At 67.2% G+C, this 24548-nt stretch carries 22 protein-coding genes; 4 read left to right on the top strand and 18 right to left on the bottom strand.

The window, feature by feature from the left end:
• Nucleotide 1 precedes the first annotated feature (1 nt).
• From FK256_RS09270 to FK256_RS09195, 16 genes are all read right to left on the bottom strand, one after another.
• Nucleotides 2-613, bottom strand: coding sequence for a hypothetical protein (locus tag FK256_RS09270; RefSeq protein ID WP_141424557.1), 612 nt, complete (start codon nt 611-613; stop codon nt 2-4).
• A complete protein-coding gene (locus FK256_RS09265) occupies nt 610-882 on the bottom strand; it encodes a hypothetical protein (RefSeq protein WP_141424556.1) in 273 nt (90 codons plus the stop codon). Before FK256_RS09265 ends, FK256_RS09270 begins: the two co-directional genes overlap by 4 nt.
• A 248-nt stretch (nt 883-1130) precedes the next feature.
• On the bottom strand, nt 1131-1622 hold the full coding sequence (gene nusB, locus FK256_RS09260; protein ID WP_009233015.1) for a transcription antitermination factor NusB: 492 nt from the start codon (nt 1620-1622) through the stop codon (nt 1131-1133).
• Nucleotides 1622-2185, bottom strand: a complete 564-nt coding sequence (efp, locus tag FK256_RS09255; protein ID WP_034473066.1) for an elongation factor P — start codon at nt 2183-2185, stop codon at nt 1622-1624. Before efp ends, nusB begins: the two co-directional genes overlap by 1 nt.
• Before the next feature lie 90 nt (nt 2186-2275).
• Complete coding sequence (locus tag FK256_RS09250) at nt 2276-2842, bottom strand: shikimate kinase (protein WP_141424555.1); 567 nt, start codon at nt 2840-2842, stop codon at nt 2276-2278.
• A complete protein-coding gene (gene aroB, locus FK256_RS09245; protein WP_141424554.1) occupies nt 2839-4749 on the bottom strand; it encodes a 3-dehydroquinate synthase in 1911 nt (636 codons plus the stop codon). Before aroB ends, FK256_RS09250 begins: the two co-directional genes overlap by 4 nt.
• 73 nt (nt 4750-4822) lie before the next feature.
• Nucleotides 4823-6043 carry a chorismate synthase gene (aroC, locus tag FK256_RS09240; RefSeq protein ID WP_141424553.1) on the bottom strand — a complete coding sequence of 407 codons (1221 nt, stop codon included), beginning with the start codon at nt 6041-6043 and terminating at the stop codon, nt 4823-4825.
• A gap of 69 nt (nt 6044-6112) precedes the next feature.
• Nucleotides 6113-7072, bottom strand: coding sequence for a shikimate dehydrogenase (locus FK256_RS09235; RefSeq protein ID WP_141424552.1), 960 nt, complete (start codon nt 7070-7072; stop codon nt 6113-6115).
• Nucleotides 7065-8273 carry an endolytic transglycosylase MltG gene (mltG, locus tag FK256_RS09230; protein WP_141424551.1) on the bottom strand — a complete coding sequence of 403 codons (1209 nt, stop codon included), beginning with the start codon at nt 8271-8273 and terminating at the stop codon, nt 7065-7067. The genes FK256_RS09235 and mltG overlap by 8 nt, the downstream gene beginning before the upstream one ends.
• A complete protein-coding gene (gene ruvX, locus FK256_RS09225) occupies nt 8270-8785 on the bottom strand; it encodes a Holliday junction resolvase RuvX (protein ID WP_141424550.1) in 516 nt (171 codons plus the stop codon). The genes mltG and ruvX overlap by 4 nt, the downstream gene beginning before the upstream one ends.
• A gap of 37 nt (nt 8786-8822) precedes the next feature.
• Nucleotides 8823-11534, bottom strand: a complete 2712-nt coding sequence (gene alaS / locus FK256_RS09220) for an alanine--tRNA ligase (protein ID WP_141424549.1) — start codon at nt 11532-11534, stop codon at nt 8823-8825.
• A 231-nt stretch (nt 11535-11765) separates the two neighbouring features.
• Nucleotides 11766-12389 carry a 30S ribosomal protein S4 gene (gene rpsD / locus FK256_RS09215; RefSeq protein ID WP_003782217.1) on the bottom strand — a complete coding sequence of 208 codons (624 nt, stop codon included), beginning with the start codon at nt 12387-12389 and terminating at the stop codon, nt 11766-11768.
• A 265-nt stretch (nt 12390-12654) separates the two neighbouring features.
• Nucleotides 12655-14061, bottom strand: coding sequence for a replication-associated recombination protein A (locus FK256_RS09210; protein ID WP_141424548.1), 1407 nt, complete (start codon nt 14059-14061; stop codon nt 12655-12657).
• 135 nt (nt 14062-14196) lie between these two features.
• Nucleotides 14197-14814, bottom strand: a complete 618-nt coding sequence (locus FK256_RS09205) for an L-threonylcarbamoyladenylate synthase (RefSeq protein WP_009233025.1) — start codon at nt 14812-14814, stop codon at nt 14197-14199.
• Between the two features lie 72 nt (nt 14815-14886).
• Nucleotides 14887-16269 carry an MFS transporter gene (locus FK256_RS09200; protein WP_141424547.1) on the bottom strand — a complete coding sequence of 461 codons (1383 nt, stop codon included), beginning with the start codon at nt 16267-16269 and terminating at the stop codon, nt 14887-14889.
• 55 nt (nt 16270-16324) lie between these two features.
• A complete protein-coding gene (locus tag FK256_RS09195) occupies nt 16325-17098 on the bottom strand; it encodes a glycerophosphoryl diester phosphodiesterase (protein WP_141424546.1) in 774 nt (257 codons plus the stop codon).
• Nucleotides 17099-17301: 203 nt separating this feature from the next.
• Between FK256_RS09195 and FK256_RS09190 the strand changes: the two genes are divergently transcribed.
• From FK256_RS09190 to FK256_RS09175, 4 genes are all read left to right on the top strand, one after another.
• Nucleotides 17302-18927: an OmpA family protein gene (locus tag FK256_RS09190; RefSeq protein WP_141424545.1), complete on the top strand. Its 1626-nt coding sequence runs from the start codon at nt 17302-17304 to the stop codon at nt 18925-18927.
• 189 nt (nt 18928-19116) lie between these two features.
• Nucleotides 19117-19446 (top strand): ArsR/SmtB family transcription factor, encoded by a 330-nt coding sequence (locus tag FK256_RS09185; RefSeq protein ID WP_009233029.1) that lies wholly within the window; start codon nt 19117-19119, stop codon nt 19444-19446.
• Nucleotides 19430-19753, top strand: coding sequence for a hypothetical protein (locus FK256_RS09180; RefSeq protein ID WP_009233030.1), 324 nt, complete (start codon nt 19430-19432; stop codon nt 19751-19753). The genes FK256_RS09185 and FK256_RS09180 overlap by 17 nt, the downstream gene beginning before the upstream one ends.
• 218 nt (nt 19754-19971) lie before the next feature.
• The gene (locus FK256_RS09175) at nt 19972-21522 is read left to right on the top strand and encodes a serine/threonine-protein kinase (RefSeq protein ID WP_141424544.1); all 1551 of its coding nucleotides are present in this window, start codon (nt 19972-19974) and stop codon (nt 21520-21522) included.
• A 115-nt stretch (nt 21523-21637) separates the two neighbouring features.
• On the opposite strand, the gene FK256_RS09165 is transcribed toward FK256_RS09175, so the two are convergent.
• Complete coding sequence (locus FK256_RS09165) at nt 21638-22405, bottom strand: alpha/beta fold hydrolase (RefSeq protein WP_141424643.1); 768 nt, start codon at nt 22403-22405, stop codon at nt 21638-21640.
• 219 nt (nt 22406-22624) lie between these two features.
• Nucleotides 22625-24442 (bottom strand): aspartate--tRNA ligase, encoded by a 1818-nt coding sequence (gene aspS, locus FK256_RS09160; RefSeq protein WP_039895055.1) that lies wholly within the window; start codon nt 24440-24442, stop codon nt 22625-22627.
• Between the last annotated feature and the right edge of the window lie 106 nt (nt 24443-24548).

Here is a 24548-nt window from a genome sequence, read left to right as displayed (position 1 = left end):
CTCATGCGACATATTCTCCTGCTGTTGACGAGGACAGTGGATTAAGATCACGAATCCTGAGCAGGAGAATGACATCTATCACGATGAGGCCAATGGCCCATGCCAGGCTAAGAGACATCACTCTCTTCGTTTCGTCTCGGAACAGGAATGAATACGTGACCGCAACCGGAACCACATGAAATAGGTTCGCGACAACGAGTGCGGACGATGTAGCCCTCGCTTCCACCCACCCCGAGCGCAGGTAATAGTATTTACCATATGCCATCGAGCAGAATCGTGTCGAAAAAGAAAGGCTCGCCAACCACAGAACCACTGTGATGATCGGGCACAAAGCTAGCGCCATGATCCACAGCATTACGACGAAGCCGTGCAGGCCATCGACATATAGAAAACCTAACATAATCGCCTGAAGCGCTGCGTCAATTAGAGCCAATGCGGCTCCGAATGTACCGTCGCTCCGCGTTCTGACTCGACGACTCTGAAGCTCTGCGCGCGGATCGGGCTGATGTTGCGTGGCAACGAAAGGTGAGATCGAGCGACCGACCATCGGGAGAGTGGTCGACCTGCCATCCCAGCCTTCGTCAGAGGTGCGGGACCGGTACTGATCGATCATGCCATTCCCACCGAGACATCGCACGCGCCTCCAGCTGCATTGAGCGCCTTGAATTTTGCCAGAAGAACATGCGCGGCAAGCAGCAAGAAAATAGATATCGCATAGACCCAGAATGTCGGCTCCCAGGATTCGATGAAGATTCTCCCGATATCCTTCAAGTAAACTATGTCGATCAGAGTGAGAAGGGGAACAACTCCTAGTACGGCACTGGTTGTCAGCGATGCTGAGATCAACCCCCTTGGCTTCCGGAGCGTTATCATTATCGCCATCCGAGCGATTGAGGTGATGATCCCGACAACTCCGGATGAAATTTCCGTCCGGCGATTCGCGACGCGTCGTCGCGTCCCGATGAAGACGGGTCCGGGCCAATTGCTGGGGCGTTGGGAAGGAAAATGATTCACAGGTTGCTCCGGCATCAACGGATGGGCTCAACCCAGGTTAGGGCAGAACACTCGTCCGAACATAACTCGCGGCATGGGAACAACACCCCATGCCGCGAGCCCGGAGAACGATGGCTTTAGCGCAACGTGTCCGCGAGGTCGCCGATACGCCCCAGCAGCCCCCCGAGGTACCTGGGTGACTCGTCGGTGGAGAGCATTCGACTGAGCGTCATGGCCTCATCCACTGCGACGGGCGCATCCACCTCATCGTTATAGACGATCTCCCAGGTGGCGACCCGAGCGATGGCGCGGTCGACGGCCGGCATGCGGCCCAGCGTCCAGCCCTGGGCGTAGGTCTGGATCGTCTCATCGACGTCAGCCAGGTGATCGCACACACCGCTCAGTATCTCCCGGGTGTAGGCGGGGGCCTCGGTGTGGTTGGCCGAGCTGACGGCCCGCAGCTGCGCGAAGGAGCGAAGCTCCTCGGCGGCGTCGGTGGCCAGCATTCCGCGTTGGTCGGCCTCGAAGAGGATCTCGATCGCACGCCGACGTGCCTTGGTGCGGGCGGTGACCGGGTGACGCGATGCTGGGCTCGAGCCGGATGAGCCCTCCTCGGAGTGCTCTGCCATCAGTCGGTGACGCGGGAGATGTAGGAGCCGGAACGAGTGTCGACCTTTACCTTGTCTCCGGTGTTGAGGAACAGCGGAACCTGGATTTCGGCACCGGTCTCGACGGTGGCGGGCTTGGTGCCTGCGCTGGAGCGGTCACCCTGAAGGCCCGGTTCAGTGTGGGAGATCGTCAGGACCACGGAGGCCGGGAGCTCGACGAACAGAACGGAGTCCTCGTGGAAGGCCACGATGACGTCCTGGTTCTCCAGCATGAAGGTAGCAGTATCCCCGACGGTGGCCGCCGGGACATAGGTCTGCTCGTAAGACTTAGTGTCCATGAACACGTAGTCGTCGCCGTCCTTGTAAAGGTACTGCATGTCGCGTCGGTCGACTGTAGCGGTCTCGACCTTGAGGCCCGCGTTGAAGGTCTTATCCACGGTCTTGCCGGACAGGACGTTCTTGATCTTGGTTCGCACGAAGGCGGGGCCCTTGCCGGGCTTGACGTGCTGGAACTCCACTACCTGCCACAGCTGGCCCTCGAGGTTGAGCACCATACCGTTCTTCAGGTCGTTCGTCGTTGCCACGAGGGTTTCCTCACTGTTGCGTTGCGTCTAGGACGCGCCGATTTTACCGCGGTGCTCGACACTCTCCTCGCGACAGGAGTGTCACGCCCGTCACGAGTTTCGGGAAGAACCGGACCTCACGGCTTCGATGATTTGCTCCCCGGCCTCATCGGGGGTGGTCGAGGTGGTGTCGACAACGACGTCGGCCAACTCCCGGCACCGGGTCCAGCGCTCATGGAGCATCTGGACGAACTGGTGGTGGACGGCTCCCAGGGCCACAGACCGGGGGGCGTCGAGACCGTTGCGGGTGGCCAGAACCCGGGTGGTACAGGTCAGGGCCACGACGCGGTGGACCCGCCCGTTGCCGAGCCGCAGGTCTGCAAGGCGCTGGCGTATCCGCGGGTCTCCCAGGCATCCCGAGCCCAGGGCGACGATGGCGCCCTCGACCCGCGCACGTTCCAGGAGCCGAAGCGCAGTGTCGGCCTCGACGCGGCGGTACTTGCCCTCCGGCACTGCTACGAGCGCCAGGTCGGGGCTGGTTCCCAACTCCTCGGCAACGCTGCGGGCCAGATCGAGCACGGGCAGGCCCGCAGCGCGCCCAAGGACGCGTCCCACGCTGGAGCATCCGGCTCCAGGAGGACCGATGAGAACCAGCGCCCGGTGCTCGTGAGGGCTCACGCCCGTGTCCCCTCACCGGCCGATCCGGCTGGGTCGGTGACGGTCTCGTGAGCCCTGATCAGGACGTCCTCATCGGGTGCCTGCACCCTCACGGGCCTGGCGATGTCGTCGAGCAGAACAAGCCGCAGCCTGCCGCCGCGCACCTTCTTGTCACTCATCATTGCCGCCTTGAGCTCCTCCCACCGACCGCGGCCCTCGGCGAACGAGATGGGCAGGCCCACTGCCTCGAGGCTCTGACGGTGCAGTGCCAGTGCGTCGCTGCTCAGGTTGCCGCTGCGGTGGGCGACCTCGGCGGCGAAAACGCAACCGACGGCCACGGCCTCGCCGTGACGCCAGGAGTAATCGGTGACCTTCTCGATGGCGTGGGCGTAGGTGTGCCCGTAGTTGAGGATTTCCCGCAGACCGGCCTCGGTGAGGTCCTCCCCCACGACAGCGGCCTTGACCGCGATCGAACGGGCGACCAGGTCGGCTAGGACAGGTGAGTCCCAGGCCAGGCAGTCGGCGGGCTCGCCCAGAACGCGGTCGAGGATGACCGGGTCGGCGATGAGTCCGCACTTGATGACCTCGCCGAGTCCGGACCGCAGCTCGGCGGCCGGCAGGGTGGACAGTGTCTCCAGATCGGCGATGACGGCGGCAGGCGGGTGGAAGGCTCCCACCAGGTTCTTGCCGGCCGGAGTGTCGATGCCGGTCTTTCCACCGACGGCAGCGTCCACCATGGCCAGCAGGGTGGTGGGCGCTTGAACCACCGGGACCCCCCGCAGCCAGGTGGCGGCCGTGAAGCCGGCCAGATCCGTCGTCGCTCCACCGCCCAGGCCGATAACGAGCCCGTCGCGCCCCAGGCGGAAGGAACCGAGTCGTTCCCATAGGTACTCCAGGACGCGTGCCTTCTTGGCCGCCTCGCCGTCGGGTACATCGAGCAGCAGCACGCGCAGCCCCTGGGAGATCAGTTGCTTCTCGGCGTCTGCTGCGCGGTCGGCCAGGACCTTGGCGTGAATGATGGCGACTCCTCCCGCACCCGCACCCGGAGCGTCCCGGACGATGTCTGCCAGATCGGCCAGGCGCCCGTGGCCGATGAGCACGTCGTAAGGGTGCTCGCCGGTGACGCCTACGCGCCGCGGGTCGTCGTCGCCTGCTGCCGGAGAGGGCTGGATCCGGGCTAGCTGAGACGCAGTCGTGGTTCGCCCGGTGGCGGAGGGGGATGCCGAGGCCGTCTGGGAGCTTGCGGGCCGCGGGGGCTCCGGGGCCCCAGTCCGGTTGCTTTTCGCCAACATGGGTGTCAGGACGCCAACCGCCTGAGGCGTTTGAACCCCGAGTGCGACGAGGATGAGGGCGGCGACCTGCTGGGGGCTCAGCCCATCGGTGGGTATGGTGAGGGTGGCCACCTCGGAGTACAGCGGTGAGCGCTGGGCGTGGAGGGCTTTCATCCGGGCCAGGACCCCGTCGTGATTCTTCCTGTTCTGCCGGGCGGCTCGGGTCTGGTCGGAGTCCGCGTCGGGGGCCATGAGGGGGCGCCCGGTGCCGTCGCCCACGTGGCTGGCGGCTGTGCTCGGGGAGGCAGTCAGATGGATGACGGTGTGACCGCGCAGCAGTTCGCGGTTCTCGGGCCATAGGACCGCTCCCCCGCCCAGGGCGATGACGCCCTGCGCGGCCGCCGGGGAATCCAGGACGGCCCGCATGGCCCGGTGCTCGCGTTTGCGGAAGCCCTCCTCCCCCTCGGAGGCGAAAATCTCGGGGATCGTCATGCGGGCGCGACGCCGGATCTCGGCGTCGGTGTCGGTCACCTGGACGCCGAGTGCCTGGGCCAGGAGCCGGGCCTGGGTGGTCTTGCCCGCGCCGGGCAGTCCCACCAGTACCAGGGGCAGCTGGTCGTCGCGCAGAGCGATGGTCGGAACGCGCTTCCAGGTCATGATCGTGTCTCCCTCACCGTTGAGTTCAGCGTCGACACCAGTATCGCCCTGACCGGCCGACTCATCACCCGGTTCACCACTGCGTCCTCTCGGCGAGTCGGGTCAGGTAGGCCTGAAGATTGCCCCTGGCCTCGGCCACCGAGTCGCCGCCGGTCTTGTCCAGCAGGAGATCGGCCAGGACCAGTGCGGTCATGGCCTGGGCGATGACCGCACCGGGGACGACGGCGCACACGTCGGAGCGCTGATGCAGCCCGGTGGCGGCCTCGCCGGTGGTCAGGTCGATGGTGCGCAGGGCCCTGGGCACCGTCGAGATCGGTTTGAAAGCGGCTCGCACCCGGATCTCGGAGCCGTTGGAGATACCTCCTTCGATGCCGCCGGCACGGTTGGTGGCACGTGCGACCTCACCACCGCGCACTGAGAGGATCTCGTCGTGCGCGGCCGAACCGCGCCGAGCCGCCTCGGCGAAGCCGTCACCGATCTCGACGCCCTTGACGGCCTGAATGCCCATGAGCGCACCCGCCAGCCGGGCGTCGAGCCGGCGGTCGGCACAAACGTGGGTGCCCAGCCCCACCGGGACACCCGTGGCAACGACCTCGACGACGCCGCCGAGCGTGTCCCCATCCTTCTTGGCGGCGTCAATCTCGGCGACCATGGCGGCGCTGGTGGCGGAGTCGGTGCAGCGCACCGGGTCGGTGTCCAGACGCTCGGTGTCCCGGGCGGTCGGTGGGGGAACGTCGTCGGGCAGGACGACGGAGCCGATCCGTACGACGTGGCTGACCAGCCCGATGTCGGCGACCTGGGCCAGGACGGCCTCGGCCAGCGCTCCCAGCGCGACCCGGGCGGCCGTCTCACGGGCGGAGGCCCGCTCCAGGACCGGACGGGCATCATCCAGATCGTACTTGAGCATGCCGGACAGGTCGGCATGTCCGGGCCGAGGACGGGTCAGGGGACGGTTGCGGGCGATCTCGCGCTCGTCGCCGGTACCGGCGTCGATGAGCAGGTCGCGAGGATCGACGGGATCAGCGCTCATGACCGTGGACCACTTGGGCCATTCCGAGTTGCCGATCTGCAGCGCGATCGGGCTTCCGATGGTGCTGCCGTGGCGGATCCCGCCAAGGACCCGCAGCTCATCGCGCTCGAAGGACTGGCGGGCGCCACGCCCGTGCCCCAAACGCCTACGTGCCAGCGCTGCCCTGATGTCCTCACTGGTAATCCGCACGCCTGCGGGCACACCCTCCATCACCGCGGTCAAAGCCTCGCCGTGGGACTCCCCGGCCGTCATCCATCGAAGCATGAGACAGATACTCTCACACGCCCATGGCGTCTCCGGCGTCCCTCCTCGGATCGTCAGGAGGGGTGCGAGTCAGTCGGCGTTGGTGGCCGACGGCGTCGCCAGGGCCGGCAGGAGCGCGGCGCGCATGACTCCGGTGTCGGGTTGCCGTCCGGTCATGAGCCGGACCTGGGGCGCGGCCTGGTGCAGGAGCATGAGCCATCCCGGGGCGACGGCTCCCCCGCCGCGCTCCCAGGCCTCGGCGATGGGGGTGGGCCAGGGAGCGTAGACAACATCGAGCATGACGGCTCCCGGACGGGTTCCGCCCGCGGGACCCACGGCCTCGTCGAGAACAGCGGCTAAGGGGTCCGCCGCCCCCGCGGGGAGAGTGGAGACGACGACGTCGGCCGCGGCCAGGTGCCGCGCCACCTCGGCATTGGAGGCCGGGTCGGCCGGCTTCCAGGTGAGGGCCTCGATGTCCAGCCCCATGCGGTGCGCGGCGCTGAGCGCCCGCCCAGGGCCGGCATGGCGGCGTGCCGCGACGGTGATATGGCCTGCTCCGAGCTCGCCGAGCGCAGCCAGGGCCGAACAGGCGGTGGCGCCCGACCCGAGAACGACGGCGCCACCGGCACGGACGCGGTTGACCACCGGACCTCCGGTCTCCCGGAGCGCGCCAACGATGCCGGCGACATCGGTGTTGAAACCCGCCAGGAGCGCCTTTCCCTCGCCGCTGCGCTGGACGACCACAGTGTTGACCGCGCCGACGGCCTCGGCCAGGGGATCGACGACGTCCAGGTGCGCCAGAATCGCCTGCTTGTGGGGCATCGTGACACTCAGACCCGTCCAGACGGGTTCGGCCTCCACCGGGGCCGCCATCTCGCAAAGCAGGGCGGGCAGTTCCTCGGGGGCCGTCTCGCGGCGCTCGTAGCGCCAATCGCTCAGGCCCAGTCCTGCGTAGGCGGCCCGATGCAGGACGGGAGACAACGAGTGGTTCACCGGCCGACCGATGACGGCGGAGCGCCATCGGGCCGCTGCGCCGACCGCGTCAGCCACTCTTCTTACCCCCGTTGCACGTATCCTTGTTCTTCGCGCAGTAATCGTTGAGCTTCTTGGTGTTGGCGGCCTGCTCCTCGCTCGTGGAGGAGAACAGGGTCTCACCGGTGTCGAGGTTGACCGTCACGAAGTAGAGCCAGCTTCCGGCCGGTGGGTTGAGCACGGCCTTGATGGCATCCTCGCTGGGACTGCCGATGGGGCCGGGCGGTAGCCCCGGGTGCACGTAGGTGTTGTACTGGTTATTGGGATCGGTCGCCTCCTCCGGTGCCGGGATCCCGCCACTGCGCCCCAGGCCGTAGAGCACCGTGGAGTCCATCTGGAGCTTTCCCTGAGTCTCCCCGTCGACCTGCGCCAGGCGGTTCTCGATGACCCGGGCCGCCTGCCCGTAGTACTTCGGCGGGACCTCGCGCTCGACGATGGAGGCCTTGGTCAGGACGACGTGATAGTTCTCCTTGGGAACCTTGAGATTGCTGAGCTGGGTCATGGTCCGGGAGACCATCTGCTTGACCAGGTCGGTAGGAGTCGCGTTCTCCGTGACGTCGTAGGTCCCCGGGGCGAGCCAGCCTTCGACGTTGCCGCCTGCCTCAGCCGGCAGGCCGATGGCGGCGGTGTCGGCGTAGGCGGCCTCGATCTGCTCATCGGTGAAGTTGCTGACCTGCTTGAGCCGGTCTTTGATGATGTCCTTGGTGTTGCCGGCTGAGACCGTCAGGGTGTGGTCGCCCTTGGTCTCGGGATCGAGCAGAGCCTGTAGCGCGGCGTTGGCGGACATCTTCTTCTTGAGCTTGTAGGTGCCCGGCTGGATTGTATTGCCCTTCGGGTTGTTCTTGGCCGCGTTGGTGAAGGCCTTGCCGGAGGCGACGACGCCCTTCTCCTGGAGGATGTCGCCGATATCCAGTCCGGAGGCCCCCTCCGGAATCGTCACCGTGACCTCGCCCTCGCCATTGCCGCGGTAGTCGTCAGCGTGAGTGGCCTGGGCGGAGGCGTCACGCATGATTCCGATGGCCTTGTAGCCCAGGACGCCGACGGCCACGAGGGTGATGACGATGACGAGGCTCGTCAGCCCGTGCCGGCGCCGCTTGCGCTGACGGCGCTCGACCTTCTCCATGCGCCGCTGCTTGCGGCTTTTGGGCTTCTCTGTGGCGTCACCAGCATCTTCGTCGCGCTGGATGCCGAGCTCGGCGAAGAAATCGTCGTGGCTCACGCTCTGCCTCTCTTGATCGGGTGGACTCGCTCACCGGCCGGCACCCCGGACATTCGCTCGGTGGTGATGGCCTGCTCAAGGATGACGACCGCGGCCGCTTGGTCGACGATACCGCGAAAGCTCCTCTCCTTCAGGCCGGCCGCATGCAGTTCCCGGTGAGCAGTGACGGTGGTGAGCCGCTCATCGACCAGCCGGACGCACACCTTCGACGGCAGACGGCTCGCCAGGTCCCGGGCCCACCTGCGGGCGTCCCTAGTCGAGCTCGAGCTGCCGCCGCCCAAGTGCTTGGGCAGGCCGACGATCACCTCGAAGGCACCGTACTCATCGACGAGGTCAACGGCCTCGTCGAGATCAGCACCATAACGGTCTCGCCTGAGAGTTACCACAGGAACCGACAGAATCGCGTCCTGATCGCAACGCGCGACACCAATACGCGCCTTCCCGACGTCGAAGGCGAGTCGTACTCCGGGGCGCAGTCCCCCGGCATCCGGATGAGCCGATGAGTCTGTCACGTGATCTGCTACGGCAGTCTGGAGTCGGATCGCCGGATCAGGCCCGGAGCTGGTCGGCGACGGCGCGCAGCGCCTCGTCTAGGGCGTCGGGGTTCTGCCCGCCTCCCTGAGCCAGGTCGTCCTTGCCGCCTCCGCCTCCGCCCAGTATCTGGGCCGCGGTGCGCACCAGTGCTCCGGCGCGAACGCCCTTGTCTCGGGCGGCGGGGTTGGTGGCCACCACCACCACCGGGCGCGAGTTCAGGACTGCGCCGACGGCGACGACGGCGGGCTCGGAGTCGCCGAGCCGGCTGCGGGCGTCCAGGGCCAGAGAACGGACGGCGTCGGCGGAGCCGACGGAGCCGAGGTTGGCCGAGGCGAGCCGGACCTCGCCCAGGCGGGCGGCGTCGGAGACGATGCCGGCGGTGCGCGCCGACAGGGCGGCCTGCTCGGCCGCTGCCAGGCGCTTCTCGGCGTCCTTCAGGCGCGTCATGAGCCCCTCGACGCGCTCGGGCAGGTCCTCGGGACGGCCCCCGACCAACGTGGAGAGCTGGGAGACCAGCGCGTGCTCCTTGGCCTGGTAGCCATAGGCGCCGTCGCCGACGAGGGCGTCGATGCGGCGCACGCCCGAGCCGATCGAGGACTCGCCCACAACCGCGATGCGGCCGATATGGCCCGTAGTCGGTACGTGGGTACCGGCGCACAGCTCCTTGGACCAGTCACCGCCGATGGAGACGACCCTCACCTTCTTTCCGTACTTCTCCCCGAACAGGGCCATGGCACCCGCAGCCCGGGCGGCGTCGATGTCCATGACCTCGTCGGTGACGGCCAGGTCCTCGGAGAGCTTGGCGTTGACCCGCTCCTCGATGCCGGTCACCTGATCACCGACCAGGGCCGAGCCGTGGCGGAAGTCGAATCGCAGGCGGGAGGGGGAGTTCTCGCTGCCCGCCTGGGTGGCGTTGTCGGAGACGATCTCATGGAGCGCCTTGTGCACCATGTGGGTGGAGGTGTGGGCGCGCGCGATCGCCAGGCGGCGGGCCGTATCGATCTGGGCGAAGGCCTTCTCCCCCACCGCGATCGTGCCCTCGGTCAGGCTGCCGCGGTGGACGTGCAGGCCCTTGACGGGAGCCTGGACGTCGTTGACTTCGACGGTGCCCCCGTCGGCCAGTCGGATCGTGCCCTGGTCGGCGAGCTGGCCGCCCATCTCGGCCCAGAAGGGGGTCCGGTCCAGGACGACCTCGACCTCCGCCGGGGCGGTGACAACGCTCTGCGGGACGCCGTCGACGAGCACCCCGGTGACGACGGCCTCGGCGGAGGAGTCGGTGTAGCCCAGGAAAGTCGAGCCGCCGCCCATCTCCTTTTCCAGCTCTCTGAAGACGCGGATGTCGGCGTGTCCGGTCTTCTTGGCGCGCGCGTCGGCCCGGGCGCGTTCCTTCTGCTCATTCATGAGGCTGCGGAAGGCGCTCTCATCGACATCGACCCCCTGCTCGGCCGCCATCTCCAAGGTGAGGTCGATGGGGAATCCGTAGGTGTCGTGCAGCTCGAAGGCGCTCTTGCCGGACACCAGGGGGCGTCCGGTCCCACCTGTGTTCTTCTTGGCCGCGGCCACCGCGGTGTCCAGGATCGTGGTGCCCGCGGCCAAGGTGCGCCGGAAGGCGTCCTCCTCGCCGTAGGCGACCTCGGAGATGGTGCGCCAGCCGGTTTCCAGCTCGGGGTAGGAGGCCTTCATGGCGTCCTTGGAGGCGGTCAGCAGGGTGGGCATCGCGGCATCGTCCACACCGAGCAGACGCATGGAGCGAACGGCCCGGCGGATGAGTCGGCGCAGGACGTAACCGCGTCCGTCGTTGCCGGGGCGCACGCCGTCGGAGATGAGCATGAGCGCCGAACGCACGTGGTCGGCCACGATCCGCATGCGCACGTCGTCGTGGTAGGCGTCACCGGCCTCGGGGCCGGCGGTGCCCCGGCCGTAGGCCTTGCCGGAGAGCTCCTCGGCGGCCCTGATGACGGGGAGGACCTCGTCGATCTCGTACATGTTGGGCTTGTCCTGCATGATGAAGGCGAGGCGCTCCAGGCCGGCACCGGTGTCGATGGCCGTCTGGTCGAGCTTGCCCAGGAGCTTGAAGTCGTGCCCCTTGCCCTCTCCGCGCAGGAACTCGTCGAAGACGAGGTTCCAGATCTCCAGGAAGCGGTCGCCCTGCGTGTCGACGGCAGGGCCGCCGTCGGGTCCGTAGGCGGGGCCGCGGTCGTAGTGGATCTCGCAGCAGGAGCCGGCCGGTCCGGGCTGCCCGGTCGACCAGGAGATGTCCTTGAAGGGAAGCAGTTGGATCCGCTCGGCGGGCACCCCGATCTCGCGGGTCCAGTAGTCGAAGGAGACCTGGTCCTCCTCCCAGATCGTCATCCACAGCCGGTCCCCGTCCAGGCCGTAGCCACCCTCCTCACGACTGCCGGTCAGCAGGCCCCAGGCGTAGGAGATGGCCCCCTCCTTGAAGTAGTCGCCGAAGGAGAAGTTGCCGTTCATCTGAAAGAAGGTGCCGTGGCGCGTGGTGATGCCGACGTTGTCGATGTCATTGGTGCGGATGCACTTCTGCACCGAGGCGGCTCGGGGCCAGGGGGCCTCCTCCGTGCCCAGGATGTAGGGGATGAAGGGCACCATGCCGGCCACGGTGAACAGGATGGAGGGCTCGGGGGACACCAGAGAGACCGAGGGACGGATCTCGTGCTCGTTCGCGGCGAAGTAGTCGAGCCAGCGGCGGCGGATCTCGGATGTGCGCATGGGGTCCTCATCTGTTCGAGGGGTGCCCGGGCGCTCGGCGCTGGGGCCTTGCACCGGGGCGTGTGGATAGTGTGGTGTGGTCGACCGGCGGGACTGGTATCCAGTTGGTTTCCAGGTGGCCGTACGACGTGCGAGCCGGTCGGATTGCTACAGGCGAGCCTACTCCCACGCCGGGGCGCCCCGAACCTCCGATGGGTCCGGGGCGCCCCGGCGTCAGATGAAGTACAGGCGTCAGCGCGAGTAGTACTCGACGACCATCTGCACGTCGCAGGTCACGGGAACCTCGTCGCGCTTGGGACGGCGCACCAGCGTGGCAGAGAGCTTCTCGAGGTCCACGTTGAGGTAGTCCGGGACGGGGGGCAGCACGTCGCGGTGGGCACCGGCGGCGGCGACCTGGAAGGGCACCATCACCTGGGAGCGCGGGCGGACCTGGATGGTCTGGCCGGGCTTGACGCGATAGGAGGGACGGTCTACGACCTTGCCGTCGACGAGGATGTGGCGGTGGACCACGTCCTGGCGGGCCTGGGCGATAGTACGGGCGATCCCGGAGCGCAGGACGAGGGCGTCCAGACGCATCTCGAGCAGCTCGACGAGAGACTCACCAGTCAGGCCCTGGCCGCGACGGGCCTCCTCGAAGACGCGCTGGAGCTGAGCCTCGCGGATGCCGTACTGGGCGCGCAGGCGCTGCTTCTCCTTGAGGCGGACGGCGTAGTCGGACTCGGTGCGGCGGCGGGCGCGGCCGTGCTCGCCGGGACCGTAGGGACGGCGCTCGAAGTAGCGCACGGCCTTGGGGGTCAGCGGGATGCCAAGGGCGCGAGACAGGCGCACCTGACGGCGGGAGCGTGAAGAGCTCATGTGTTTCTTTCCTGTCGGATTGGTGGTCGCACGCCGTGGGCCGGTGCCGACGGCGCGGGGTCAGCCGCGGTTCGGGCCGGGACCCCAGGAGGTCTGCATCGTCATCGAACGGTGGTACCGGTAGGCGCCGCCGATCATCTTCGATGTGGACAACTCGAGAACTGTAGCGTGCTCGTCAGCGAAAACCCATGTCGAAATCGCCTGGTGTGAGGCGGTCCTCAACCCTGTCCCGCTCCCGCTTCAATCCTGGGCGGGGCCATCATCGTCACCGTTCCTCAAGGATGCGTCGGACGGCCTCGAGGCGGGAGGCCAGCTGCTTCTCGAATCCGTTGCCGCTGGGGCGGTAGTACCGACTGCCCTCGAGCCCCTCGGGCAGGTACTGCTGACCGACGACGGCGTGCGGGAAGTCATGCGGGTAGCGGTAACCCTTGCCGTGCCCGAGTCCCTCCGCCCCGGTGTAGTGGGCGTCGCGCAGGTGTGCGGGCACGGCTGAGGTCTTGCCTGCGTTCACGTCCGCCAGCGACTCGCTCAGGGCCATGGTGACCGCGTTGGATTTGGGGGCCGTGGCCACGGCGATCGCGGCCTCGGCCAGGATGAGGCCGGACTCCGGCATCCCGATCATGGCGACCGCCTGCTGCGCGGCCACGGCAGTGGACAGTACTCCGGGATCGGCCAGACCGACGTCCTCGGCGGCGTGGATGACGATGCGTCGGGCGATATACCGGGGGTCCTCCCCGGCCGCGATCATGCGTGCCAGGTAGTGCATGGTGGCGTCGGGATCGGAACCGCGCATCGACTTGATGAAGGCGCTGATGACGTCGTAGTGCTGATCGCCGGTGCGGTCGTAGCGCACCGCCGCCACATCGGCGGCCTGCTCGACGTCGGCCACCTCGATCAGGGGCAGTGAGTCGGCGTCCGCTTCCCGCGCCAGAACCGTGCCTGCGGCGGCCTCCAGCACGGTGAGGGCCTTGCGGGCGTCGGAGCCGGCCATGCGCACGATCTGCTCGCGAGCCTCCTGGCTGAGCTGGGCAGCTCCGGCCAGGCCGCGCTCGTCGGTCAGGGCGCGATCGATCAGGCGCCCGACGTCGTCCGCCCCCAAGGGGTGGAGCGTCAGGAGCAGGGAGCGGGACAGGAGCGGCGAGACGACGCTGAAGGACGGGTTCTCCGTGGTGGCGGCGATGAGTGTGACCCACCGATTCTCCACGCTGGGCAGGAGGGCGTCCTGCTGGGAGCGGGAGAAGCGGTGGACCTCGTCGATGAACAGGACCGTTTCCTCCCCTGCCGCCAGGCGCCGTCTGGCATCGGTGACGACGGCGCGCACATCCTTGACGCCCGCGGTTACCGCCGACAGCTCCACGAATCGTCGCCCGCTGCCCCGCGCCACCAGGTAGGCCAGCGTCGTCTTCCCGGTTCCGGGAGGCCCCCACAGGATGACGGATGATAGGGATGCGCCCGGATGTCGCGCGGTGGTGCTTCCCTGAGCGCCCGCGCGCGGGTGCTCCGTCGTCTCTGATGGCTCGATAAGGCGCCGCAGAGGCGATCCGGGGGTCAGCAGGTGCGCCTGCCCCTGAAGCTCGTCCAGCGTGCGGGGTCGCATCCGCACGGCCAGGGGCGCGCGGGAATCCGCAGGGAGCCCGGCGTCATCCGTGCCGGCAGACTCGAACAGGTCCATGGGACGACCCTAACCTCCCCCACCCCCGACTCCGCTGGAACTGGCGGTCGCCCTGGTGGCTGCGACGGCTACTTGCCGGGTCCGGCGTTGATGCGGACCCGGCAAGCACGACGGGAGTCACGGCTCCCGGCTTGGTCAGAGCAGACTGATGTCTCCTGCGCCCTGACGCACCACCTCGGGAACATCGTCGGTCAGGTCGACGACGGTGGTCGGTTCTCCCTGACCCACTGGCCCTTCGATGACGACGTCGATGAGATGGCCGAGGGACTCCTCAATCTCCCACCCGTTGGTCTCCGGCTCCTCCTTGCCGGGGCGGATGAAGGTGGAGGACAGGATGGGGGCACCGAACTCGGCCACGAGGGCCTGGGTGATGGCGTGGTCTGGGATGCGCACGCCCAGCGTGTGCTTCTTGGGGTTGAGCGTCATCCGGGGAACGTCCTTGGTGCCCTTGAGGATGAAGGTCCACGGCCCCGGGGTGAGGCGCTTGATGAGCCTGAAAGCGTTATTGCCCACGATGGCCAGGGGGCCCACCTGGGCGAAGTCGGCGCACACGAAGGTGAAGTTGTGCTTCCCGTCGAGCTGGCGGATGGTGCGGATGCGGTCCAGGCCCTCCTTGTTCCCCGGTGCGCAGGCTAGGGCGTAGCCGGAGTCGGTGGGATAGGCGACCAGACCGCCGTCGCGCAAGGTACCGACGACCTTCTCAACCAGGCGGATCTGCGGGTTCACGGGGTGGAGCTCGATGTAGCGTGACATGACCCCACCCTACCCCTGGTGACTGCGCTCACACAGCCTTCCGGGTCATGCATCGAGTCAATTGAGATTGAGTCAGACGTGCCGGCGACCTCGTCCGACGATGGTCAGAGCGAAGGCGCAGGCGGCTCCTGCTAGCGCCACGGCTAGGGTGATGAGAAAGATGATCTGATAGCCCGCATAGGCGTCGTGGCGGTGGGACTCCACGATGCCGGAGGTCATCGAGTTGCCCCAGATAATGGAGGCGTAGGCGAGGAACGAGGCGACCGCCATAGCCGAACCATTGATCTCCTCGGGCAGGTCGAGCTCGGCGATCGGAGCCAGGATGACCGACTTGCCCATGAAGACACCCGCTGACATGACGATGAGGAGGATGATTGCGGGCCACATCATCGTCTTCGATGACGGCAGCATGTACACCGCTGCGGCGCTTACCCCGACGACGGTCAGCGCTGCCGTCATCATGGCGGCTGACGACTTGAAGACGTAGTCGGCGACGAGCCCCGCCGGAATGCAGATAAGGGCGCCGACGAGGCTGGTGGTCGCAGCCCCGAACAGTCCGGCCACGCCGTCGGAGACGTTGTAGACGAGCTTGAGGTAGGGGGCTGAGGAGTAGATGAGATTGACATAGGCCCAGTACAGGCACATGGCCGCCAGCCCGGCCAGCCAGATGCGCGGACGAGTCATGACCTTGAGTAGCCCAAGGAGGGCGGCCGCGTTCGCCGAGGTGTTGTCCTGGTGGGCGATCGCGTTCCTCGGCACGAAGTGGAGCAGACAGGCGATCAGCGGGACGAGCAACAGGGAGTAGCCGACCGCGAAGCCGATGATGATGACCTTCCAGTGCTGAGGAAAGGCCCAGACGCCGCCGACGACGATCATGGCCAGGATGAACTCCACGCTGCGTCTGATCGCCTCGAAGAAGCCCATGACCATGCCTCTGCCGCGGCGGCGATCGTCTCGGGAGATGAAGGTGAGGCCATTGACCACCGCCGGCCATCCGATGGCATCCCAGACCGCCCAGGAGAACGCGATGGCGAGCATCGTCGTGAACGACAGCCCCGGTGTCAGGTAGAGGACCAGCAGTGTGACAAGTCTCCAGGCGCACCACGTCACCAGGATCGAGCGGATGGTGAAGCGGTTGTTGATCCATCCGGCCGGGACATACATGTACATGGCCAGACCGATAACGCTCATCATGGCGCCGAAGCCGTCAATGCCGATCCCCAGTACGTCGGAGACCTGCAGCATGAGGGAGCCCTTGAGCGCCTCGAAGGCGGCGTACACGAGCTGGCCGGAGAGCGCGATGCTGAGGAACGCGCCAACCCGGTCACTGCGCAGAAAGGCCGGACGCCCTCGGGCGGCAGCGCCTTCGGGCAGATCGGCGAGATGCTGGCCCGTCTCTTCTGAGACGATGGCGGCAGACGAATCAGGGGATGACTCGGATGTGGACGCAGTCATGGGACCAGGTCCGTCCTTTCAAGGGATGATGTCAGAGATGTGTACTGCGGAGAAGTCAGCAGCGAGGAATCTGATGGGCGATGTCGGAGAAGATGCCGGTGGCACCCCAGTTGAAGAGCTCGTTGGCCCGGCCGAGCGAGTTGACGGTCCAGACGTTGACGCCGTAGCCCTCGGCTCGAAAGGTCTGAACCTGTTGCCGGGTCAGGCCGGAGTCCTCTGGGTGAATGTAGTCGGCTCCCACGATCTGAAGCGTGCTCCTCCAGTCGTCTGAAAGAGTGCGACTCCTGTAGAGGCAACCCACGGGCACGTGTGGAGCGCGCTGCTTGAACAGGTGGAGCAGAAGATGACTGAAGGAGGAGACAATGACCTCCGCATCGGGACGCAGGTGTTCGATCTGGGCGATCACACCGTCGATGAGACGCAGCGTCGCCTCTCGCCCGGTCCCGTTGGGCTTGATCTCGATATTGGCGTTGAGGCCGGTGGCGTTCATGAGATCAATGAGGTTCCGCAAGGTCGGGAGCGATTCGCCCTTGAATCGGGGGGAGAACCAACCTCCGGCGTCGATGCCCGCCAGGTCGGCGACGGTCAGGTCGTCGTACCGGCCAGCCCGGTTCGTAGTGCGATCCAGAGTCGAGTCGTGGCAGATGATGACCGTTCCGTCGGCGATGATGTCAACATCCGCTTCCACCCAGCCCACCTGGTGGTCCACTGCGCAGCGGAAGGCAGCCATAGTGTTCTCCGGGGCGAGCGAGCTCAGACCACGATGCCCGATGATCATGCGCTCGCCGTCGAACACGAGCCCATCACTGTCTGAGGTCGCCGACGACATGGCTGGAATGCTACATGAGCGGCGGCAGCCCTCAGGAATCGCCGGTATCCGCGAGCAAGGTGGAGAACACTCGGAAAAATACATGACGCTAAAGGGCACACCCGCGGAGGGTCGTGTCCTAGTGTGATGGTTGTCTTGTTCGAGTGCGTTTCTGTGGCTGAGAGCGGCCTGGGGATGCTGGTGTGTTGTGTGGAGGAGGAGTGATGGTGTTGAGGCGTGTGTCTCGGCGTGCGCTGCTGGTGGGTGGTTGGTCGGTTTTGGGGGTTCCGGTGCTGGCCGCCTGTCTGGGCAGGAAGAGCAAGGGGAAGAAAGGCAGTGCCTCGGCGGCGTCCGGCAACGCAGGATCGGGCTCGGCCGGGGCCTCGGCGTCGGGTTCTGCAGGGGCCTCGGGTGGTTCGGGTCAGGGTGTGACCCGGACGGTGTCGACCGTGGGGGCGACCTTGAAGGTCACGGTGGGACCGGCCGTGGTCTCCAACGATGTCATGGTGGTCCCCCTGGCCGCCCACCTGGACAAGGCCGGCTCCGGCGGCCTGTCGTCTGATGGCAAGAAGTTCGACGTGCACCTGGCCTGGGACCGCAATGATCGTTTTAGTGGTGCTGATGGTGTGCGATTGGTGGACCTCGATGCCGGCACCGTCCAGGAGACCTTCAAAGCCTCCTCCCAAAGCACAAGCCTGACGGACAAGGAGCCCGATGCTACGTTGCACGCCCTGTTCAAGCCGGTCGACGCCAACACCATCAACGTGCTGGTGCCCGAGTCGGGCCTGTTCGAAGGCGTGCCGGTGGTACGCGACGGCAAGCTGTCCGAGGAGGCCAAGAAGGCGCTGGAGAATACCTACGACACCGAGAGCAGCCCGGACCCGGTGGCGCTGGAGACTTTCACCGCCTCAGTGGACGGAGCCTCCGACACCCGGGTGACGGGCAAGTCGGTGACCATCACCCTGGCCTCCGACGTCCTGTTCGACTCAGACTCAGCCGACCTGAGCGCCCAGGCCGACACCACGCTGAAGAAAGCGGCAGACCAGCTGTCCACCTACCCCGGTGGACAGGTCACGATCGTGGGCCACACCGACGACGTCGCCGACGACGCTCACAACCAGGACCTGTCCAACCGCAGGGCCCAGGCCGTGGCCGACCGGCTGGGGCAGCTGACCAGCATGTCGGCCTACAGCGTGAGTGTCTCGGGCAAGGGTGAAAGCGAGCCGCGGGTGCCCAACGACTCCGATGAGAACCGTCAGCTCAACCGCCGCGTGGAGATTACCCTGGTGCCCACAGAGTCCACCTCAACCAAGTCCGACGTGGGCAAGGACCCGTCTGGCAAGGGCGGTGGCGATCTTCCCAAGGCCGAGGGGCCGGTCGCGAAGGGCAGCGAGGGAGTCACGGTCAAACGAGGCAGCGGGGAGGACAAGCTGACCTTCGTGCTCAAGGAGGTGTCCCGCCGTGGGAAGTACCTCGTCGGTGAGGTCAAGGCCACCGGCGGCCCCGGAGGCACCGACGTCGGCCCGGCGGACTGGCTGCAACCGACCCAGCTGGCCGGAAGCGCCCGTGGTGAAGAGGACACCAAGCTGCTGGGCGCGATCACGGGGCTGAGCCTGCTGACCGCTCAGACACGCTACTACCCGGTCGACTACACCACCGCCAAAGGGGCCCACCACCCCCTGAGCGAGATCACTGCCGACAACAAGCTCGGTGACGGCGACGCCACCACCCTGACAGTGGTGTGGCCCGACACCGGGCAAGACACCGTCACCCTCGACCTCGAACCCTCCAAACGCCCCACCCGCCCCAACAACCCCTTCCGCCTCACCGACATTCCCGTCAAAAGATGAGTGAAAGCCACCGTCGATCGGCTGCGGTACGTGCTCTCAACGACTGGGACGCGGCGTCCAAGCCGGTTTGCCAGTTCTGGGACGGCTGGGCTGTCACAGCACCTGACCAGCGCATTCTTTCCGGATCTGGCAGCACGACGCGCTCATCCGAGCATTGACATCAAGACAGATTGATATAAAATCTCCTGTATGCGAAAGGTCGCGACGCCGCCGGAGGCTCCTCTCGGGGATGACTCCGCCGTGGTGCAGCTGTTCAAGGCTCTCGCTCACCCCATGAGGGCGAGCATCGTCTATCGCCTCATCAGCTCACCGGCCGACGTCACCGAGCTGGTGGCGTTCCTCGGCGTGTCCCAGCCCCTGGTCTCTCATCACTTGCGGGTACTGCGCGACGCCCACCTGGTCGAGTCAGTCCGCGACGGCAGGCGGCAGAGCTATTCCCTCATCGACGACCATGTCGCATCGATCTTCATCGACACCCTTGAGCATACGAAGGAGCACGATCATGACTGCCACCACTGAGCACCGCCCCGCCGAGGCCCACCGCCACACTCACGGCCCGAATTGCGGCCACCTCGCCGTCATCCATGGCGACCACGTGGACTACATCCACAACGGTCACGCCCACCACGAGGACAACGGCCATTACGACGAGTGCGACGTCTGCTCGTGTGAGCACTGCTCGGACTCCTGCGCCGTGTGCGAGTGCGAGGACTGCTCCTGCCCGACCTGCAACCACAACACCTGCTCGTGCGAGCACTGCTCGGACTCCTGCTCCTCGTGCACCTGCGAGGACTGCTCCTGCCCGACCTGCACGCACGCCGCCTAGTCGATTCAGTCGGTAGCCCCTGTACGCGCACCGCTTGCGGTGTACTGCTGTGGTGGCCTTCTGCCGGAGGAAGCTCTTCGGCAGAAGGCCACCGCGGGTTTCACGGTGCCGCAGCGAAAACGGGACGAATACTGGCAGACGGCGATGAGCGGCGGAGAAAATGAGGATCAGGTCTGAACAGGTTTGCGCCGGTGCACCCTCGCAACGATCATGAGCCCATGAGTAGCCCCTTCCCCATTCCCGACGCCTTTGCGCACGTCGCGCCGCCTGTTCCCGGTGTCCGTCTGGGAGAACCGCTGGGGCAGGGAGGCTTCGCCACCGTCTACGCCGGGGAGCAGATCTCGCTGCACCGTCCGGTGGCCGTCAAGATCGACTCCCGGCCGTTGCACGACGAACGCAACCGTCGACGCTTCATGCGGGAGATGGCGGCCGCCAGCCGCATCAGCGGGCACCCGCACGTGGTCTCGCTGATCGACTCCGGAGTCCTACCAGACGGGCGTCCCTACCTGGTCATGGAACGCTGCGACGGAGGCTCCTTGGCCCAGGTCCTGGAGAGCGGCGAACTCAGCGCCGCCGAGGCCGTCAGCATCGTCTCGGCCGTCTCTTCCGCCCTGGGGGCCGCTCACCGAGCCGGGGTCCTCCACCGCGACATCAAACCCGGCAACATCCTCATCGACGCCTACGGAAGCCCGCGCCTGAGCGACTTCGGCCTTGCCGCCATCCAACGCGAGGGCATCGAGTCCTCCGTCACCCTGGAGACGATGACACCGGACTTCGCTCCACCGGAGGCCTTCACCCTGGCCGAGCCCTCACCCGGCGGCGACGTATGGTCGTTGGGGGCTGTTCTGTTCACGCTTCTCACCGGACGCGGTCCTCGTCGCACTGCCGACGGCGGGGCGCTGAGTCTGCCGGAGATCATCAACCGCCTGTCCGTGCCCGCGGACACCTCGGATCTGCGTATCCCCGAGGCATTGCGCCCGCTCCTCGACCGGGCGCTGCACCCCGACCCGGCGCAGCGCTACCGCGACGGCAACGAGCTCGCCGAGGCGCTGGCCCAAGTCGGCGATATCCCGCGCTCGGCGATCGCTGTTCCTCCCGCAGTGATGCGGACGCCCCTTCCAGCCTCCGCCCCAGTACCGGCCTCCGAGGCAAGACGCTCGGGCAGGGCCTTCGCGCTCCTGGCGCTCGGCGTGACAGCAGGCGTCGTCATTTCCGCCGTCGTCCTTGCGAGTACGAACCTGGTTCCGTCGGCGTCCTCGGCGAACCGGACCGCCCAGCGGGCCTCGGCCTCAACCGTCCCGAGTGCCAAGAGCCTTGAGAAACGGGGGGCCGGCGGCGAAGCCACGGCCACGGCTCGGCCAGATGCCCGCAGCCCCGAGAAGGCCTCGCCGTCTGCGACGCCCGCCCCTACTCCCGCGCAGGTCAACGCTCAGGGCATCCCCTACTCAGATGACATGCCCTGGCCTCTGGGGACCTGTCTGAGCCGGGCCACCTCAGTCGTGGGCGGCACGAGCGTGAGCCAGGTCGACTGTTCCCAAGCCGACTGGATCGTCTTCGCCGGTGGCACCTTCGACCCGACCACGAACGCTTCCAGCGCCTCCGAGGCGCTAACGGATGACTCGCAGGTCAAGGTCACCTGCACCAGCACCTACGCCGAGCGCTACGGACTCGACCTGTCCACCAGCTACTCGATCAACACGCTCGGTCCCAATGATGAGGAGTGGGCCGCGGGCAATCGCGGTTTCGCCTGCGTCCTGGGCCGGCTGTAAGTCTGCAGCGGTCTCACGTGCCCCGCCGTGCGCGGGGCCCGCACCGACAAGGACCCGGCCCCGCATCTCCTGGCGGCCCTGGACCAGGCCACGGGCACTGTGCTGACCGAGCGAGTCACCGGCCGGTGCCGGCGAAGACCGCCTCGATGAAGGGATCGACCAGCCCGTGGTAGGCCTCCGGGGCGTCCCGCCGCACGCAGTGGCCGACGTCGTCGAGCAGCACCAGGCGCACGAGCGGATTGGTCACTTCAGAGGGTTCAGGAGCCATGTCGCCGCGGCGGGGTGCCAGGTAGAGCGTCGGTATCCTCAGCCGGTTGATCGCGCTGACGAGGTCGGCCTCGCCGAGATAGGTGCCCTCGCGGATATAACGGCGGTCGACCCGCCTCTTGCACGCGGCCCAGCCCTCGATTTCGGATTCGCTCCATGAGGTCTCGCGCCTCATACGTTCCCGCTCGGCCGCGCCGCCGTCGGCGAAGGCGTCCAGGAACCGCTCCTGATGCTCCACGAACCAGGGGGCCGGGGCCCAGTGCCCGGTGGGACGCGCGACGTCCTCCAGGACCAGTGCCCGAACCAGCTCGGGCCAGGCGACGCTCACCCGCAGCGACACGAGCCCTCCCAGACTGTGCGCCACGACGACCGGCGGCTCCGAGAACAGGGCCAACGTCTTCTCAAGGTCCTCTTGCATAGTCTGCGGCGCCCGGGCCAGGGTCTCGTCATCCCACCGCGGGGATGCCCCGTGCCCCCGCTGATCGATCGCGAGGACGTGATACCGGGAGGACCAGCGGGCCACAGCGTCAGGCCAGGCGGTAGCCGATTCAGTCAGGCCGTGGACTAAGAGCAGTGGCGGATCCGCCGAGGCGCCCCACTCGTGCAGCGCAAGCATCGTCACCTCATCGAGTGTAGGCGAAGAGCGCACACGAACTCCGTGCTCACGTCGGTCCCGGCTGAGTTCATCGATTCCGATGAGGGCAAGTCTTCTTGGGCCTGAGGCGAAAGTCGTCGCGTTCGGTGCTTCCCGGGGGCCGAGGCCCCCGGGAGCATCCGCGACGCCGGGATCAGCACCCCATCCGCAAGTCTTAACCTGACGACGCGACCTCCGAACTCAGCTCTGCTTCATCCCGTCCTCTTTGCCCTGCACCGCAGAGCCGGACTCGTCGTCCGGGACGGCGTCGACCCCGGCTTCCTTGCGCTGCTCGGGCGTGATCGGGGCAGGAGCCTCGGTCAGCGGGTCGAAGCCGCCGCCGGACTTGGGGAAGGCGATGACGTCGCGGATGGAGTCGGCCCTGGTCAGTAGGGAGACGATGCGGTCCCAGCCGAAGGCGATGCCGCCGTGCGGCGGGGCGCCGAACTTGAAGGCGTCCAGTAGGAAGCCGAACTTCTCTTGGGCCTCCTGCTCACCGATCCCCATGACGTTGAAGACGCGCTCCTGGACGTCGCTGCGGTGGATACGGATAGAGCCGCCGCCGATCTCGTTGCCGTTGCACACGATGTCGTAGGCGTAGGCCAGGGCGCCTCCCGGGTCGGTGTCGAAGGTCTCCAGACACTCCGGTTTGGGCGAGGTGAAGGCGTGGTGGACGGCGGTCCAGGCGGACTTGCCCAGGGCCACGTCGCCGTCGGCGCGGGCCTCGGCGGAGGGCTTGAACAGGGGGGCGTCCACGACCCACACGAAGGACCACTCGTCATCGTTGATGAAACCGCAGCGCTTGCCGATCTCCAGACGGGCGGCGCCCAGCAGAGCGCGCGAGGAATCCACGGGACCGGCGGCGAAGAAGATGCAGTCACCGGGCTCGGCTCCAGCGGCCTGGGCCAGGCCTGCCCGCTCGGCGTCGGTGATGTTCTTGGCGACGGGGCCGCCGAGGGTCCCGTCCTCGGCGACGGTGACGTAGGCCAGGCCCCTGGCGCCGCGCTGCTTGGCCCACTCCTGCCAGGCGTCGAAGGTGCGCCGCGACTGGGAGGCCCCGCCGGGCATGACGACGGCACCTACGTAGGGGTTCTGGAAGACCCGGAAGGTGGTGTCCTTGAAGTAGTCGGTCAGGTCCACCAGCTCGCAGCCGAAGCGCAGGTCGGGCTTGTCCGAGCCGTACTTCTCCATGGCGTCGCGATAGGTCATGCGGGTAATGGGCGTGGGCAGGTCGTAGCCGATGAGGGCCCACACCTCGCGCAGTACGTCCTCGGCGACGGCGATGACGTCGTCCTGCTCGACGAAGCTCATCTCCACGTCGAGCTGGGTGAACTCGGGCTGGCGGTCGGCGCGGAAGTCCTCATCCCGGTAGCAGCGGGCGATCTGGTAGTAGCGCTCCATGCCGGCGACCATGAGGAGCTGTTTGAACAGCTGCGGGCTCTGTGGCAGGGCGTACCAGGAGCCCGGTGCCAGGCGGGCGGGCACGAGGAAGTCGCGGGCTCCTTCCGGGGTGGATCGGGTCAGGGTCGGGGTCTCGATCTCGACGAAGTCGTGGGAGTCCAGGACCCTGCGGGCGGCCTGGTTGACCTTGGCGCGCAGCCGGATGGCGTGCTGCATGGGGCTGCGCCTCAGGTCGAGGTAGCGGTGGCGCAGGCGCGCCTCCTCCCCGACCTGCCCGGCGTCCTCGGCGTGATCGGAGACCTGGAAGGGCAGCGGTGCAGAGGCGTTGAGGATCTCGACGTCGGAGACGACCACCTCGATATCGCCGGTGGGCAGGTTCGGGTTGGCGTTGCCCTCGGGCCGGGCGCTCACCTCGCCGGTGACGGCCAGGACGTACTCGGCGCGCAGGTCGTGGGCGACCTCCTCGCGGATGACGACCTGGGCGATGCCCGAGGCGTCCCGCAGGTCGATGAAGGCCACGCCGCCGTGGTCACGGCGTCGATCCACCCATCCGGTGAGGGTGACGACCTGGCCGATGTCTGAGGCGCGCAGGGAGCCTGCGGTACGGGTTCGCAGCACGGTGCTGGGTTCCTTCCGTGTGGGGCACTGAACCGGTGCCCGTCGGGGCGCACCACGAGACGGGTGGGCGCCGGCCGCAGTTTACAAGGAGCCCGGCACTCGGGCG

It is taken from the genome of Actinomyces johnsonii, from assembly GCF_006546835.1.
Classification (GTDB): Bacteria; Actinomycetota; Actinomycetes; order Actinomycetales; family Actinomycetaceae; genus Actinomyces; species Actinomyces johnsonii.
This window is presented reverse-complemented; position numbering and strand designations above follow the sequence as displayed.

Bases quoted from the DNA above. Each gene is read 5' to 3' on its own strand.
- FK256_RS09185 (WP_009233029.1), top strand. From the start codon at position 19,117: ATGCGAAAGGTCGCGACGCCGCCGGAGGCTCCTCTCGGGGATGACTCC.
- FK256_RS09190 (WP_141424545.1), top strand. From the start codon at position 17,302: ATGGTGTTGAGGCGTGTGTCTCGGCGTGCGCTGCTGGTGGGTGGTTGG.
- aroB (WP_141424554.1), bottom strand. From the start codon at position 4,749: ATGACCTGGAAGCGCGTTCCGACCATCGCTCTGCGCGACGACCAGCTG.
- FK256_RS09265 (WP_141424556.1), bottom strand. From the start codon at position 882: ATGGCGATAATGATAACGCTCCGGAAGCCAAGGGGGTTGATCTCAGCA.
- FK256_RS09165 (WP_141424643.1), bottom strand. From the start codon at position 22,405: ATGCTTGCGCTGCACGAGTGGGGCGCCTCGGCGGATCCGCCACTGCTC.
- alaS (WP_141424549.1), bottom strand. From the start codon at position 11,534: ATGCGCACATCCGAGATCCGCCGCCGCTGGCTCGACTACTTCGCCGCG.
- FK256_RS09195 (WP_141424546.1), bottom strand. From the start codon at position 17,098: ATGTCGTCGGCGACCTCAGACAGTGATGGGCTCGTGTTCGACGGCGAG.
- FK256_RS09205 (WP_009233025.1), bottom strand. From the start codon at position 14,814: ATGTCACGCTACATCGAGCTCCACCCCGTGAACCCGCAGATCCGCCTG.
- FK256_RS09200 (WP_141424547.1), bottom strand. From the start codon at position 16,269: ATGACTGCGTCCACATCCGAGTCATCCCCTGATTCGTCTGCCGCCATC.
- aroC (WP_141424553.1), bottom strand. From the start codon at position 6,043: ATGCTTCGATGGATGACGGCCGGGGAGTCCCACGGCGAGGCTTTGACC.
- FK256_RS09180 (WP_009233030.1), top strand. From the start codon at position 19,430: ATGACTGCCACCACTGAGCACCGCCCCGCCGAGGCCCACCGCCACACT.
- FK256_RS09210 (WP_141424548.1), bottom strand. From the start codon at position 14,061: ATGGACCTGTTCGAGTCTGCCGGCACGGATGACGCCGGGCTCCCTGCG.
- rpsD (WP_003782217.1), bottom strand. From the start codon at position 12,389: ATGAGCTCTTCACGCTCCCGCCGTCAGGTGCGCCTGTCTCGCGCCCTT.
- nusB (WP_009233015.1), bottom strand. From the start codon at position 1,622: ATGGCAGAGCACTCCGAGGAGGGCTCATCCGGCTCGAGCCCAGCATCG.
- FK256_RS09270 (WP_141424557.1), bottom strand. From the start codon at position 613: ATGATCGATCAGTACCGGTCCCGCACCTCTGACGAAGGCTGGGATGGC.
- FK256_RS09175 (WP_141424544.1), top strand. From the start codon at position 19,972: ATGAGTAGCCCCTTCCCCATTCCCGACGCCTTTGCGCACGTCGCGCCG.